The 14126-nt window shown below is 63.5% G+C and carries 11 protein-coding genes; 1 reads left to right on the top strand and 10 read right to left on the bottom strand.

Annotated elements, in window-relative coordinates:
• The 10 genes from addB to EOB36_RS21905 all read right to left on the bottom strand — a co-directional run.
• The coding region (gene addB, locus EOB36_RS21955) for a double-strand break repair protein AddB (RefSeq protein ID WP_128285669.1) at positions 1–1533 on the bottom strand (1533 nt) is incomplete at its 3' end.
• The gene (locus EOB36_RS21950; protein ID WP_095484468.1) at positions 1530–2276 is read right to left on the bottom strand and encodes a nucleotidyltransferase family protein; all 747 of its coding nucleotides are present in this window, start codon (positions 2274–2276) and stop codon (positions 1530–1532) included. The genes addB and EOB36_RS21950, both read right to left, overlap by 4 nt.
• A gap of 20 nt (positions 2277–2296) precedes the next feature.
• Positions 2297–3808 (bottom strand): tRNA (adenosine(37)-N6)-threonylcarbamoyltransferase complex ATPase subunit type 1 TsaE, encoded by a 1512-nt coding sequence (tsaE, locus tag EOB36_RS21945; protein ID WP_128285668.1) that lies wholly within the window; start codon positions 3806–3808, stop codon positions 2297–2299.
• 8 nt (positions 3809–3816) lie between these two features.
• Entirely contained in the window at positions 3817–6381 is a 2565-nt protein-coding gene (locus tag EOB36_RS21940) for a PAS domain-containing sensor histidine kinase (protein ID WP_128285667.1), read from the bottom strand.
• Positions 6382–6569: 188 nt separating this feature from the next.
• Positions 6570–7970, bottom strand: coding sequence for an adenosylhomocysteinase (gene ahcY, locus EOB36_RS21935; RefSeq protein ID WP_095484471.1), 1401 nt, complete (start codon positions 7968–7970; stop codon positions 6570–6572).
• A 206-nt stretch (positions 7971–8176) separates the two neighbouring features.
• The gene (locus tag EOB36_RS21930; RefSeq protein ID WP_126103994.1) at positions 8177–8473 is read right to left on the bottom strand and encodes an HPr family phosphocarrier protein; all 297 of its coding nucleotides are present in this window, start codon (positions 8471–8473) and stop codon (positions 8177–8179) included.
• Positions 8470–8871, bottom strand: a complete 402-nt coding sequence (locus EOB36_RS21925) for a PTS sugar transporter subunit IIA (RefSeq protein WP_029347440.1) — start codon at positions 8869–8871, stop codon at positions 8470–8472. The genes EOB36_RS21930 and EOB36_RS21925 overlap by 4 nt, the downstream gene beginning before the upstream one ends.
• Positions 8872–9034: 163 nt before the next feature.
• Positions 9035–9481: a serine kinase gene (locus EOB36_RS21915; RefSeq protein WP_095484473.1), complete on the bottom strand. Its 447-nt coding sequence runs from the start codon at positions 9479–9481 to the stop codon at positions 9035–9037.
• A 3-nt stretch (positions 9482–9484) separates the two neighbouring features.
• The gene (locus tag EOB36_RS21910; protein ID WP_127206473.1) at positions 9485–11266 is read right to left on the bottom strand and encodes a sensor histidine kinase; all 1782 of its coding nucleotides are present in this window, start codon (positions 11264–11266) and stop codon (positions 9485–9487) included.
• 144 nt (positions 11267–11410) lie between these two features.
• Positions 11411–12112 (bottom strand): response regulator transcription factor, encoded by a 702-nt coding sequence (locus tag EOB36_RS21905; protein ID WP_023796909.1) that lies wholly within the window; start codon positions 12110–12112, stop codon positions 11411–11413.
• Between the two features lie 342 nt (positions 12113–12454).
• On the opposite strand from EOB36_RS21905, the gene EOB36_RS21900 reads away from it, so the two are divergent.
• A complete protein-coding gene (locus EOB36_RS21900) occupies positions 12455–14065 on the top strand; it encodes a phosphoenolpyruvate carboxykinase (RefSeq protein ID WP_095484475.1) in 1611 nt (536 codons plus the stop codon).
• The last annotated feature ends 61 nt before the right edge of the window (positions 14066–14126 follow it).

The following is a 14126-nucleotide window of genomic DNA, read 5'->3' as shown; positions in this document are numbered from 1 at the left end:
GATGTGGCGCACGGTCAGGCGGGAAAACCAGAAGGGGGGGCGGGCATCGCCCAGGCCGGTGAGACGTATGTCGAAGAGCTCCGGCAACGATGCAATGTCGGGGCGGCCGGTGCCGCCACGCAGCGCCACCAGTTCGATGATCTCCGCCGCATGACGGACGCTTGTGCGTTCCAGGCCGAGGCCAAGCAGCGGGTGCTTGAGCAGCGACAGCAGGGCGACCGGATCGCCGGGCCGGAACGCGGCCTGAAGCGCCAGCCTGAGCAGACTGGCGGCTGGCGTGTTGATGAGCGGCGTGCCGCCCGAATCGTCGGCCACGACCCCAAACCGCAACAGCTCGACCGAGACGCGCCGCGCCAGGGCGCGGTCGCCGGTGACGAGCGCCGCACGCTGGCCGGGCTGCTCGACGGCACGTTTGAGCGCGACGGCGATCGCCACCGCTTCGTCGCGTTCGCCGGCGGCTTCGAGAAGCGTCACGTCGGCGAAGGCATCAGTGATGTCCGCGGCGGCAAAGCCAGCGCGCGTCTGCGCCCATAGCTCAGTGGTTTCGGCCGGCCGCAGCGCCTCGCCGACAAGTGCGGCGCGCAGCGCGAGCGGCCTTTCGGCAACGGCGATTTCCTCGACATCGCCGCGCAGCACGCCGATCTTGCCGACCAGTTTTGCCAGGCCGTATTGCGGATGGCCAAGCAAGGCCGGGCGCGCCCCGGGCGCCGCGATTGCCTGGAATGACGGCTCATCCAGCATCAAATCGAGGCCGGGCAGCACGACGGCGCCGCTGGGCAGGCCGGCGATCACCGCAAGCAATTCGGCGGTGGCCGGAATCGACCCGGTGGAGCCGGCTGCGATCACCGGCCCAGTGGGCGGATTGCGCTTCAGCCGCGCCGCTTCCAGCCTTATCAGCGCATTGCGATGCGCGGCGGGGTTGGAGCGGTTGCGTTCCTCGAGGAGATCCGGCCAGTTTTCGGTGACGATGCTCAGGAAGTCGAGTGTCACTTGCCACCAGCCGGCAAGGTTGCCGGTGACCAGATCGGCGAGCCTGGTCCAGTCTGTGCCTTCGGTCTCGATCTCGTCCATCAGCCGGGCCAGGTCGCGCGCCAGCCAGATGGCGTCGGCGGCGGAGGCCGGCACAACGATCTCCTCATCGAAAAGTGCCGCGACATGGGCAGGCAAGCGGCGCTTCCAGGCGCGCACCAGCGGTGCCAGCAGCAGCAGCCGCTCGATCGCCGCGATCGGCGGCGCGAGATCGATCGCCGCCGATGCGTCGGCCTCGAATGCAGCTTCGTCCTCGTCGAACTCGCCAAGCGGACGGATGACCGGCAGGATCGCCGAGCGGCCACCCAGACGGTCGACGAAGACGCCGCGCAGCGCCCGCGCGGCGCGGCGCGTCGGCACGTAGATGGTGGCGTCGGCCAGCGCCAGCGGGTCGCCGTCGAAGCGGAAACCGGGAACAAGCCGCCCCGACAGCAGGGCCTCGGCCAGCGTCGGCAGAAACGGCGCTCCGGGCGGGATCGAGAAAACGCGGCGGGAGCCGCTCATTTCAACTCAGTGAAGGCGCTGGTCAACTCGGTAAAAGCACTGGGTGACTCAGCGAGAGCAGCGGCGACGGCGGCTTCCGCAAGCGGAATGGCGTCTGGCGTGCCGACGGTGATCCAATGGCCGTGCATCACCGTGCCGAACAGGCGGCCGGCAGCAATGGCCGCATCGAAATAGGCGTTGAGCGAATGCGGACCGGCCGGCGCATCCGCGAAAAGCCTGGGATGGACGATCGCCGCCCCGGCATAGATCAGGCCTGTCGGGTCGCCTTTCGAACGCCGCAAGGCGCCGTCCGGCGCCATCAGGAAGTCCGTGCCGCCGCTGTGTCCGGTTGCTGACTGGAGATCCGCGAGCATCAGCAGAATATCCATTTTCGCCGCGTCCCATGCAAGGGCGAGGCGGGCAAGGTTGGGCACGCCGCTGTCGATCCAGAAGGTGTCGGCGTTGACGATGTAAAAGGGAGCCCCTCCCAGTTCCGGCAAAGCATGGACGATACCGCCGGCGGAATCGAGCAGTCTTTCGCTTTCATCGGAAATGACGACTTTCGGGGCGCGGCGCGCGGCGACATGGGCGACGATCTGTTCGGGGAAATAATGGACGTTGACCATCGCCTTGTCGACGCCGGCCTGCGCCAGGCTGTCCAGGCTCCAGTCGAGCAATGTCTTGCCTGATATCTTGACCAGCGGCTTCGGCATCGTGTCGGTGATTGGCCGCATGCGCTTTCCCAGCCCGGCGGCAAGCACCATTGCGGTTTTGAGGTGTGTCGTCACAGCGACCGCTCCTCTAGCAGGCCGTGGGCGGTATAGAAATCCCGCAAGCTGGCCAGCCGGGGATGCGCCAGCGCTCGCCTGAGATAGTCGCGAATGCGCGGCAGATGTTTTAGATAATAGGGCTTGCCGTCGCGCTTTTCGAGCCGAACAAAAATGCCGAGTATCTTCGAATTGCGCTGCGCCGCCATGATCGCATAGGTCTCGACGAATTCGTCTTCGTTGAAAGCGCCAGCCTTATGGCGCGCATTGATATAGGCGTTGAGCGTCCGCTTCTCGATCTCGGGCGAAAGCGTGACGCGCGCATCCATGGCAAGCGAGGCGAGGTCGTAGGCGGACGGGCCAATCAGCGCGTCCTGAACATCGACGATGCCGAGGCGATCGTGACCGGTGCGCTCGCCGCGCCAGATGATGTTGGGCGAATGGAAGTCGCGCAGCATGAGCGTGTATTCGCGCCCCTCCAGCCGGTCGAGGACCGCATTCCATTCCCTGTTATAGCCGGCGCGCAAGGCATCGCTTGCCGGGCCGCCTGATATCGCCGGCACATACCAATCGACCAGCAATTCGGCTTCGATCATCATGGCGTCGCGGTCGAAAGGCGGCACGTCGTGAAAGACGCCGGGCGCGGCCTCCATTCGATCGGGCCATGATTTGCCATGCATCATGGCAAGCAGTTTGGCCGCCGCTGCGTACCGCTCCGCCACCGGCTGACCATGCTGGCCGAGAAATCCCTCCGAGCCGAGATGCTCCAAGAGAAGAAAGCCTTGGTCCAGGTCTTGCGCATGGATCTCCGGGGCGCTGACGCCGCCGGCCCGCAGCGCCCGGTCGATGGCGACGAAGGCCGAGACGGATTGCGCGGTGTGGGCGATCACCGCATAGGGCTTGCCGTCGCGGACCGGCGGCCCGAGCACCAGCCTTGGTGAATTCATCAACACGCGCCGCGGCAGGCCGGCCAGCGAGACGATCTCATAGGAGCGGGCCGATGCGTCGCCGATAAAATATCGTCGCTGCGCTTTGCCCCAGCCAGCTCTTTCCAGAAAATCGCGCATCGCCAGCGATCGCGCCGCGCGCTCGAAGGCAGCGCCTTGTCCCGACAGTCTCGCCAGGCGGCCGTCGCCCTGATGGAGCAGCTCGATCTGGACCGAAGTCTTTGGCAAATAGGACCCTGCCCGTTCCGGCCATTCCACCAGGGCAGCGCCTTGCGCCAGCGCCTCGTCGAAACCCAGCTCGTCCAGCTCGGACGCCGAGGACAGGCGATAGAGGTCGAAATGATGGATGGGAACGCGCGCCTCATAGCTCTGGACGAGCGTGAAGGTCGGGCTCGGCACATCGAGACCGGAATCGTCGGTCATGGCCCTGATCAGCGCCCGCGCCAAACTCGACTTGCCGGCGCCAAGGTCGCCTTTGAGCGCCAGCACGTCGCCGGGGCGCAGCGACATGGCCAGATCCTCGCCCAGCCTTGCGGTCGCAGCCTCGTCGGCGAGAAAACGCTCCAGCACCACGCCTGCCATCGAGCGCGCTACTCGGCCGCCGCGCGGATGCCGGACGGCGTGTCGGGAAAGGCACAAATGACGGTGGTGCCCCTGTCCTTGCCTGTCTCGATGCGGACGCTGCCGCCATGCAGCTCGACAAAGCTCTTGACGATCGACAGGCCGAGGCCGGCGCCGCGCCGGCGGCCACCATTGGTGCGCGGCTCGAAACGACGGAACACCGAATCGAGCAGGTCCGGCGGCATCCCGGGACCGTCATCGTGGACGGAGAATTCCACGCCTTCGGCAAGCGAGCGGCAGGCGAGCGTGATGGTGCTCGCCTCCGGAGCGTAGTTCGCGGCGTTGCTCAGCAGATTGTAGAGGATCTGGCGGACGCGGGTTTCGTCGCCGTGGAACGTCTTTGGCGCGGTGGCCGCGTCAATCTTGAGCCTGATTGCATGCTCCTCCAGCCGGTCGGCAACAAGCTCGGCGGCGGCGGCGATGGTCCGGTCGACGTGAACTTCGGAGATGTCGAGCTCCATGATGCCGGCATCCACGGTCGCCAGGTCGAGGATGTCATTGACGATGGTGAGCAGTACCGAGGAAGACGAGCCGACATGCTCGACATATTCGCGCTGCTTCTGGCTCAATGGCCCGGTCGACGGCAGCGAAAGAAGCTCGGTGAAGCCGATGATGTTGGTCAGCGGCGAGCGCAATTCGTAGGAGACGTGCTGCACGAACTCGTTCTTGAGCTGGTCGGATTTTTCCAGCGCCTCGTTCTTGTCCTTCAGGGCCCGCTCGACATTGACGCTGTCGGTGACGTCGACGAAGGTCATCATCACCTGCCCGTTGGGCAGTGGGATCATCGCGTAGCGCAGCACGTTGCCGTTGTTCAGCTCGGTCTGGCCGTGGCGGTCGCGGCGCTCATCGTCGAAACCGGTGATGGCGGCAACGAACCCGGCCCAGGGACTGTCGGCGGCGCGCCGGTCGCAAAGATCGCGGATCGTGGAGACGTGGACGTTGGGCTTGGCGGCGTCGGCGTCCAGTCCCCAAAGTGCTGCGAATGCCGGGTTCGACAATCTGAGCCTTCCGTCCGGGCCGAACACGGCCACGCCCTCGGCAAGATTGTCGAGCGTCTCGCCCTGGACCCGCACCGCGGTCTGGTAGCGGCTTTCGAGGTCCATCTTCTCGGTCAGGTTCTCGAACACCCAGGTCACGCCGCCCTTGGGCTGCGGATTGGCGACAACGCGGATGGTCTTGCCGTCCGGCAGATGCCACCAATGTTCCTGCGACTCGACCGCGCGATAGGCGCCTAGCAGGCTCTCCTTCCAGCGCCGCCATTCGGGCTGCTCGGCGATCTTGCCTTCGCTGCGCAGCCGGTCGAGCAACAAGGCGTTGTCTGGGGCGCTGTGCAGGAAGCCGCTGTCGAGGCCCCATAGTTTCTGGAACGCCTGGTTGAAAAACCGCAGCTTCTCGTCGGTATCGAAAATCGCCACGGCGGTGTTGAGTTGATCGAGCGTGTCGGCATGGCTCCGCACGGTCCGCTCGTACTCGTTACGGATGATCTCGATGCCGCTGGTGTCACAGGCAAGACCCGCCGAACCATCCGCGCCGGCGAAGTCGGTCACAGCGAACATGCGGCGGTCGCCTTCGATGACGGTGGAAAGCGCCTGCTCGAAGACGGGATGCGACTTGTGCTGCGCAGCGATCGCATCGCGCGCCTGGCCACCCAGGAATTCCTTCGCGTCGCGAACGGCCGCTTCGGCATTTTCCGCTTCGACTGCTTTGGCATAGGCGCGGTTGACCCATTTCAACCGCCCGTCGGCCGTGCGCAGCCATGACGGCATGCTGAGCGCGTCGAGAAGGCCGAGCATCGTGTCATAGTCGGTGGCGAGGCGCTGGTTCTCGATTTTCAGCCTGGCCTCGCTTCGCTGCGTTTCAGACAGCGAGACGAAGCGCACAAGCACGTGTGCTGCGCTCTTGCGACCGTGCACTTCGAGCGGCGCACCGACCTGCGATTCGATGACGAGATCGAACGGCCTCGCCTTTTCACGCAGTCCCGCCACGGCATTCTCGAGCGCCGCCGCCGAGCGCGGCATCAGCCAACGGCCGAAGGCGAGGAAAGCGGCGCGGTCTTCCGGGGCGCCGCTTTCGATCGGCAATGTCCCGACGAGCTCGGGTTTCTTGTTTTCCGAGGCCCATACGATGACACGCTGGTCGCGCAAATTGAGCAGCGCCTCGGAGCGCCGCAGCGCAGCGTTGACATCGGCCAGGCGGGCTCTGAGTTCGACATTCTGCGCCGAGGTGCGCGCTCTTTCGCGGATCAGGGCGATGGCCGAGACAAGTGCCGCGCCCATGACACCGACAAACATGGCGAGCTGCATGACCTCGACCGTGGAGACCGACAGCCCGGCTTTTTGCGCAGCGACGGTTTCAGCATGCGCCGCAAAACCGAGCAGCGGGCAGGCGAGCGCGGAAGAAGCAAGCAATTTTCCGACGCGAGCGCCAGCGCACCATAAGAGGCTTCCGCCTGTTGCATCGGAATCCGTGGTCACCGAATCGTTGTGGCCGCCGGAAACGGCCTGTCCCGCGCGAGGCGGGTTATCCCCCGGCATGTCTTGGTCCTCTTCGCCGCCTGAATGCAAGACCGCCCTGATGCGTGCGTCGGCCCTCGTCCCCGGACCCGCGAATCAGCACCATAGCGCTTGCGCGAATCGGCGTGAAGAATCAATCAGCGCAAAAATAAAGCCGGGCGAAAAGTCAATCGCCCGGCATCAATATCTAGTGGTAATTTAAGCTTTGGTTAATAGCGGTAGTGTTCCGGCTTGAACGGCCCCTGCGGGGTCACGCCGATATAGGCGGCCTGTTCGCCGGACAGTTCGGTAAGCCGGGCGCCAAGCTTGTCGAGATGCAGGCGCGCGACCTTTTCATCGAGATGCTTCGGCAGGACATAGACCTGATTCTCGTACTGGCCGGGCTTGGTGTAGAGCTCGATCTGCGCCAACACCTGGTTGGTGAAGGACGCCGACATGACGAAGCTCGGATGGCCGGTGGCATTGCCGAGATTGAGCAGGCGGCCTTCCGACAAAAGGATCATCCGCTTGCCGTCCGGGAAGGTGATCATGTCGACCTGCGGCTTGATGTTGGTCCACTTCAGATTGCGCAGCGACGCCACCTGGATCTCGTTGTCGAAGTGACCGATATTGCCGACGATCACCATGTCCTTGAACGACCGCATGTGGTCGAGGGTGACGACGTCCTTGTTGCCGGTGGTGGTGATGATGATGTCGGCCGTCGGTGCGGCATCCTCGAGCGTGACGACTTCGAAGCCGTCCATCGCCGCCTGCAACGCGCAGATCGGATCGACCTCGGTGACCTTGACGCGGGCGCCGGCGCCCTTGAGCGACGCCGAAGAGCCCTTGCCGACGTCGCCATAGCCGCAGACGACCGCGACCTTGCCGGCCATCATCGTGTCGGTGCCGCGGCGAATGCCGTCGACCAGAGATTCCTTGCAGCCGTATTTGTTGTCGAATTTCGACTTGGTCACGCTATCGTTGACGTTGATGGCCGGGAACGGCAGCAGGCCCTTCTTCTGCAACTGATAGAGCCGGTTCACGCCGGTCGTCGTCTCTTCGGTGACGCCGCGGATCGCTTCCTTCTGCTTGGTGAAGAAGCCGGGCGAAGCCGCCATACGCTTCTTGATCTGCGCAAACAGGATCTCTTCCTCCTCGCTGCCCGGATTGGAGAGCACATCCTCGCCGGCTTCGGCGCGCGCGCCGATCAGGATGTACATGGTGGCGTCGCCGCCATCATCCAGGATCATGTTGGAGGTGCCGCCATCGGCCCACTGGAAGATCCTGTCGGTGTAGACCCAGTAGTCTTCGAGCGTCTCGCCCTTGATGGCGAAGACCGGAATGCCGGCCTCGGCGATGGCCGCGGCCGCATGGTCCTGGGTCGAGAAGATGTTGCAGGAGGCCCAGCGGATATCGGCGCCGAGCACCTTCAGCGTTTCGATCAGCACCGCCGTCTGAATGGTCATGTGCAGCGAACCGGTGATGCGCGCGCCCTTGAGCGGCTGCGCCTTGCCGAATTCCTCGCGGCAGGCCATCAGACCCGGCATTTCGGTTTCGGCGATCTCGATCTCCTTGCGGCCCCAGCCGGCAAGAGAGATGTCAGCGACCACATAGTCTTTGCTACCCGTCATGGCAGTGCTCCGATCAAGAATTGTCTTCGGGATGCGCCCGCGCCAAAGGCGTTTCGAAGGGCGCGAGTTGCCGGCCTGACTAGCAGATCGCCGGTCGGACGACAATGGGATATAAAGAAATCTTTATCCGTGCATGTCTTCGGAAGCGATTTTCGGAAAGCACGATGCGCAAATTCGAGTCCAAAGGACGCGCGGCGCTCCAGGCGTCAGGATTCTTCGCCGAAGCGGGAGGCGACCAGTTTCTCCAGTGCATCGATGACCTGCTCGGCCTCCGGGCCGCTGGCGGTGACGCGAATCGAATAGCCGGGGCTCGCCGCCAGCATCATCAAACCCATGATCGAGGTGCCGCCGACCTTGACGCCGTCCTTCTCGACATGGACGGAGGCGTCGAAGCCGCTGGCAACCTGAACGAACTTCGCCGAGGCGCGGGCATGCAGGCCACGCTGGTTGACGATTGGAAACTCCCGGACGATGTCATCCTTCTTGGCCGACAGCGCGTTCATTTGCTGCTCAAAAGCTGGCTGGCGACATTGATGTATTTGCGGCCGGCTGCCTGCGCCTCGTCCAGCGCTGCGCTCATATTGTCGCCCTTGCGAATGCTGGACAGCTTGATCAGCATCGGCAGGTTCATACCGGCAATGACCTCGGTACGACCGGATTCCATCACCGAAATGGCGAGATTGGAGGGCGTGCCGCCGAACATGTCTGTCAAAACGATGACGCCCGCCCCCGTGTCGACACGGGCAACGGCGTCGACGATGTCGCTGCGGCGCTGCTCCATATCGTCATCGGCGCCGATCGCCACGGTCTCGAAACTGTCTTGTGGCCCGACGACATGTTCCACGGCATGGCGGAATTCGGCGGCCAGTTGACCGTGCGTTACAAGCACGAGTCCGATCATTCTTTGGTGGCTCCCGTCATCGCCGCTTCATAAGGCGTTTCATACTCGCCGGCCATTCCAGGCGGCGGGAGCGCTATCTTGTCGACGCGAGACGCGTTGACAAGCCCAAAATTGCATAGGCCTAGGCCATTTTGACGCATTGCAGCAAAAAACCGGAACCGGATCATAGAAAAGGCGCGATGGAGAGCCGTGCCATCACCGCCGGCAAGGCCGTGGCGGCGTTGCGCTCGGCAAGGTCGATACGCGGCACCGGACAGCCTGCCACCGGTTCGCTGATTTCCTCCTGGAAACGGGCCATTTCTGCCTTCGGCACCAGCCGGACATGCAGGTCGATCACTCCACCCGGCTCGAAGGGCAGCGGGCGCGGCATGAACCCAGGCACTTCGGCGAGACCGGCGATGGTCGCCGGCACGCGACAGACCAGCCGCCCGGCGTGGGCCACGGCGAGCAGCCTGTCATCGCCGATAAGCCGCGAAAACAGCCCGCGCGCGCGGCAATGATCCAGGAGCGTCAGCGCCAGCGTCGTCTTGCCGGCGCCGGACGGTCCGGTGATGAGGACGCCGCGCTCGCCGATCAGCAGCGCCGTTCCATGAATGTTTTCAGCGCGCATAGATCAGCCTTCGGCCGGCAGTGTCACGACGAAGCGCGCGCCCTTGATTTCGCCGGGTTTGGTGCCCGGGATGTTCTCGGCGGTCAGCGTGCCGCCATGGGCTTCGACGATCTGCCTGCTGATCGACAGGCCAAGCCCTGAATTCTGGCCGAACGCCTCGCCGGCCGGCCGGTCGGTGTAGAAGCGTTCGAAGATGCGGTCGATGTTGTCGGCTCTTATACCGGGACCATTGTCGTCGATGGTGATGATGTTGACCTTGCCGGCGCGCGCCAGCGAGATAGTGATGTGGCCGCGCTCTTCAGGAACGAAGGAGCGGGCATTCTCGATCAGATTGGTGATGACCTGGCCGATCCTCAGATCGTGGCCGGCGACGAAGTAGCCCTTGACGCCCTGCGGCGGCTTGGCGACCTTGAACTCGATCTCGACCGTCTTTTTGTTGCGCGTGGCCGTGCGTGAAACGTCGACCAGATCCGTGATGAACTTCTTGAGATCCACGGTTCCTGCGTCTTCCCGCGCGAGTTCGGCGTCAAGACGGGAGGCATCGGAAATGTCGGTGATGAGACGGTCCAGCCGCCTGACGTCGTGCTGGATGATATCCATCAGCCGGCTGCGCGACGTGTCGTTCTTGGCCAGCGGCAGGGTCTCCACTGCGCTGCGCAGCGAGGTCAGGGGGTTCTTCAACTCGTGCGAGACGTCAGCCGCGAAACTTTCGATCGCCTCAATGCGGGCATAGAGCGCATTGGTCATGTCGCGCACGGCGATCGACAGATTGCCGATCTCGTCCTGCCGGTCGGAGAAATCAGGGATTTCCTCGCGGTTCTTGACGCCGCGCCGCACCCTGACCGCCGCCGCCGACAGCCGGCGCAGCGGGTTGGCGATGGTCGAGGCGAGCAGCATCGACAGGATGGCGGTGACAAGGGCGGCAATGCCGAAGACGCGCAGGATCGCCTTGCGCTCGGCCGCGACGATCCTGTCGATGTCGCCGCCTTCCGTCGACAGCATCAATACGCCGAGAACGGCGCGGAAGCGCTGGATCGGCACGGCGACCGAAACAATCTGCTCGCCCTGTTCCGAGATCCGCACGATGGTCGACGGGCTGCCGGTAAGCGCCTTGACCACCTCCGGAAATGCAGCGCCATTGCCGCCCGGCTGCTCATGATAGACCGGCAGCGCGGTGTTGCGGAAGAAATCGAAGACGAATTTCTGGATACGCTCCAGAAGGTCGGGCTCTTCCGCGGAGACCGGCGGCAGGTCGTAGCGAAGGATCTGGCCGCGCGAATAGAGATGGCGGGAATCGAGCAGCAGGTTGGCGTCGCGGTCATAGATGCGGGCACGCGTCCGCGTCGGCGAAATCAAGCGCCTGAGCACCGGCGCGACGCGCTCCGGATTGATCGGGAAATCCAGATTGTCGAGCTGATCGGAGCCGGGACCCAGGCTTTCGCCGGCCTGCAGTTCCAGCAGTTTTTCCGGATCGATGCTGATCGAATCGGTCTCGACCGTCGCCGATGCTGCGATCGCGCCGGCGATGATCTCGCCCTGGGTCATCAGGCTCTCGACGCGGGCATCGATCAGCCCGTCGCGAAACGTGTTGAGGTAGAGAATGCCGGTGACCAGGACGGCCAGGCCGGCGAGGTTGAGGAAGAGAATGCGCCGCGTCAGGCTGGAAAAGATATGGTGGCCGAGGAAGCGGCGCATCGGCACCGTGATCCTCGACAGGAATGCGGGCAGAATCCGCGACGGGCGCCGGCCGCCCGTCCGTCTCACTCGCTCTACGTCCACTGCCATCGAATAGCAGCCCCCGCTCGGTCTTTAGTTTTGAGCATGTCGTTGTCCCAAAACCGGGACCACTTTTGGACGACATGCAATAACGTTTTCGATGCATGTCGTTGTCCCCAAAACCGGGACCACTTTTGGGCGACATGCATCAATTCATGCTTCGCGGAACCGGTATCCGACTCCGTAAAGGGTTTCGATCATCTCGAAGTCATCATCGACGGCCTTGAACTTCTTGCGAAGCCGCTTGATGTGACTGTCGATGGTGCGGTCATCGACATAGACCTGCTCATCATAGGCCGAATCCATAAGCGCATCACGGCTTTTTACCACACCGGGACGCTGGGCCAGAGAATGCAGGATCAGGAACTCGGTGACGGTAAGCGTCACCGGCTCGCCCTTCCAGGTGCAGGTGTGGCGCTCCTGGTCCATGACAAGCTGGCCGCGCTCGAGCGAACGTGCCTGCTGGTTGGGCGTCTTGGCCGACGCCTCGCGGGCGCTGGCGCGGCGCAGCACGGCCCGAACCCGCTCGACCAGAAGACGCTGCGAGAAGGGTTTGCGGATGAAGTCGTCGGCGCCCATCTTGAGGCCGAAAAGCTCGTCGATCTCGTCGTCCTTGGACGTCAGGAAGATCACCGGCAGGTCGGATTTCTGGCGCATCCGGCGCAGAAGCTCCATGCCGTCCATGCGCGGCATCTTGATGTCGAGGATGGCGAGATTCGGCGGACGCGCCGCCAGGCCTTCCAGCGCCGATGCCCCATCCGTGTAGGTTTCGACGCGATACCCCTCCGATTCGAGGGCGATCGACACCGAAGTCAGAATGTTGCGATCGTCGTCGACAAGCGCGATTGTTGCCATTTCAAGTGGCTCCCTCATGAGCTGTCCCTTCTTTGGTCGAGAAGGGGCTTTTGCAGGACAAATTAGGTACAAAATGTGGCACAGGCTCAGTCCGCTGTCACGAGCGGCATGCCGGCGGCCACAATCTCACCTCGATATGGATTGGACTGATAAAGACCGCCAATCCTTTGGGCAACCGCCTGATTTTTTGCATATATAAACGATTTAAACAACTTTCAAAATATTTAAATCGATTAATTATTTGATATCATTTGGCTTTTCTGGTTCTGACGCTTACAGTCTCCGTCGTGGGGGCTCCGGAAATTCGCCGGCCAGGATGCTCAAATCGAAGAAGGAACCCTCATGTCGGAAGCCGGCAAACGCAATCCCGCATGGGCGATCGATCGGATCGGCCTGAAAACCACGGGCGCGGTACGCTATAATTTCGGCGTGGCGGCCCTTTACGAGGAAGCGATCCGCCGCGGCGAGGCCCGGATAACCGCGCATGGCGCGCTCGTCGCCGAAACCGGGCAGCACACCGGCCGCTCGCCCAAGGACAAATTCATCGTGCGCGACGAGACCACCGGGCCGCATGTGTGGTGGGACAACAACAAGGCGATTTCGCCGTCACAGTTCGACATGCTGCTCGCCGATTTTCGCGCCCATGCTGCGGACAAGGATCTTTATGTGCAGGATCTGGTCGGCGGCGCCGACGAGGACTTGAAGCTGACGACCAGGGTCGTCACGGAGCTTGCCTGGCACTCCTTGTTCATCCGCAATCTGCTCATTCGTCCGGAAGCCGCCGAGCTTGAGCATTTCGTGCCTGACATGACGATCATCGACCTGCCGTCGTTCCGCGCCGATCCCGTCCGCCACGGCACCCGCACCGAAACGGTGATCGCCGTCGATCTCTCGCGCATGATCGTGCTGATCGGTGGCACCTCCTATGCCGGCGAAATGAAGAAATCGGTGTTCACCGTGCTCAACTATCTGTTGCCGGCGAAGGGCGTGATGCCGATGCATTGCTCGGCCAATGAAGGCGCTGGCGGAGACGCGGCCATCTTCTTCGGCCTTTCGGGAACCGGCAAGACGACGCTGTCGGCCGACCCGTCGCGCACGCTGGTCGGCGACGACGAGCACGGCTGGGGTCCGGATGGCATCTTCAATTTCGAAGGCGGCTGCTATGCCAAGACGATAAAGCTTTCGGCCGAAGCCGAGCCGGAGATCTTCGCCACCACGCAGCGCTTCGGCACGGTGCTGGAGAATGTGGTGCTCGACGCGGACCGTGTGCCGGATTTCGACGACGGCAGTCTCACCGAAAACACGCGCTGCGCCTATCCGCTCGACTTCATCCCCAACGCCAGCAAGACGGGCCGCGCCGGTCACCCGAAAAACATCATCATGCTGACCGCCGACGCATTCGGCGTGATGCCGCCGATCGCCCGGCTCACTCCGGCGCAGGCGATGTATCATTTCCTCTCCGGCTATACCGCCAAGGTGGCAGGGACCGAAAAGGGCGTCACTGAACCCGAAGCGACGTTTTCGACCTGTTTCGGCGCACCGTTCATGCCGCGCCATCCGTCGGAATACGGCAATCTGCTGCGCGAGCTGATCGCCCATCACGGTGTCGATTGCTGGCTGGTCAACACCGGCTGGACCGGCGGCGCCTATGGCACCGGCAAGCGGATGCCGATCAAGGCGACGCGGGCGCTGCTTGCCGCGGCACTCGACGGCTCGCTGAACGGGGCCGATTTCCGCACCGACGCCAATTTTGGTTTCGATGTGCCGGTGGCGGTCGCTGGCGTCGACCGCGCCATTCTCGATCCGAGATCGACCTGGGCCGACACATCAGCCTATGACCTGCAGGCGGCGAGGCTGGTCGGCATGTTCGCCATCAATTTCGAAAAATTCGAACCTCATGTCGACGCCATTGTGCTCGGCGCCGCCCCGCGCATGCGCGAAGCCGCGGAATAATCGCCGGGCGGATATCCTGCACCTCAAGGCCCGGACCGGGATCGGGGAGGCCCGACCCGGG

The organism is Mesorhizobium sp. M6A.T.Cr.TU.017.01.1.1, assembly GCF_004023115.1.
Taxonomy (GTDB): Bacteria; Pseudomonadota; Alphaproteobacteria; order Rhizobiales; family Rhizobiaceae; genus Mesorhizobium; species Mesorhizobium mediterraneum.
Note: the sequence above shows the minus strand (reverse complement) of the source record. Positions and strands in the feature narration are given on the sequence as shown.

What these genes read in the sequence shown, in the direction of transcription:
- EOB36_RS21925 (WP_029347440.1), bottom strand. Translation starts at nt 8,871, where the DNA reads ATGATCGGACTCGTGCTTGTAACGCACGGTCAACTGGCCGCCGAATTC.
- EOB36_RS21900 (WP_095484475.1), top strand. Translation starts at nt 12,455, where the DNA reads ATGTCGGAAGCCGGCAAACGCAATCCCGCATGGGCGATCGATCGGATC.
- EOB36_RS21905 (WP_023796909.1), bottom strand. Translation starts at nt 12,112, where the DNA reads ATGGCAACAATCGCGCTTGTCGACGACGATCGCAACATTCTGACTTCG.
- EOB36_RS21915 (WP_095484473.1), bottom strand. Translation starts at nt 9,481, where the DNA reads ATGCGCGCTGAAAACATTCATGGAACGGCGCTGCTGATCGGCGAGCGC.
- EOB36_RS21950 (WP_095484468.1), bottom strand. Translation starts at nt 2,276, where the DNA reads ATGGTGCTTGCCGCCGGGCTGGGAAAGCGCATGCGGCCAATCACCGAC.
- EOB36_RS21930 (WP_126103994.1), bottom strand. Translation starts at nt 8,473, where the DNA reads ATGAACGCGCTGTCGGCCAAGAAGGATGACATCGTCCGGGAGTTTCCA.
- EOB36_RS21940 (WP_128285667.1), bottom strand. Translation starts at nt 6,381, where the DNA reads ATGCCGGGGGATAACCCGCCTCGCGCGGGACAGGCCGTTTCCGGCGGC.
- tsaE (WP_128285668.1), bottom strand. Translation starts at nt 3,808, where the DNA reads ATGGCAGGCGTGGTGCTGGAGCGTTTTCTCGCCGACGAGGCTGCGACC.
- EOB36_RS21910 (WP_127206473.1), bottom strand. Translation starts at nt 11,266, where the DNA reads ATGGCAGTGGACGTAGAGCGAGTGAGACGGACGGGCGGCCGGCGCCCG.
- ahcY (WP_095484471.1), bottom strand. Translation starts at nt 7,970, where the DNA reads ATGACGGGTAGCAAAGACTATGTGGTCGCTGACATCTCTCTTGCCGGC.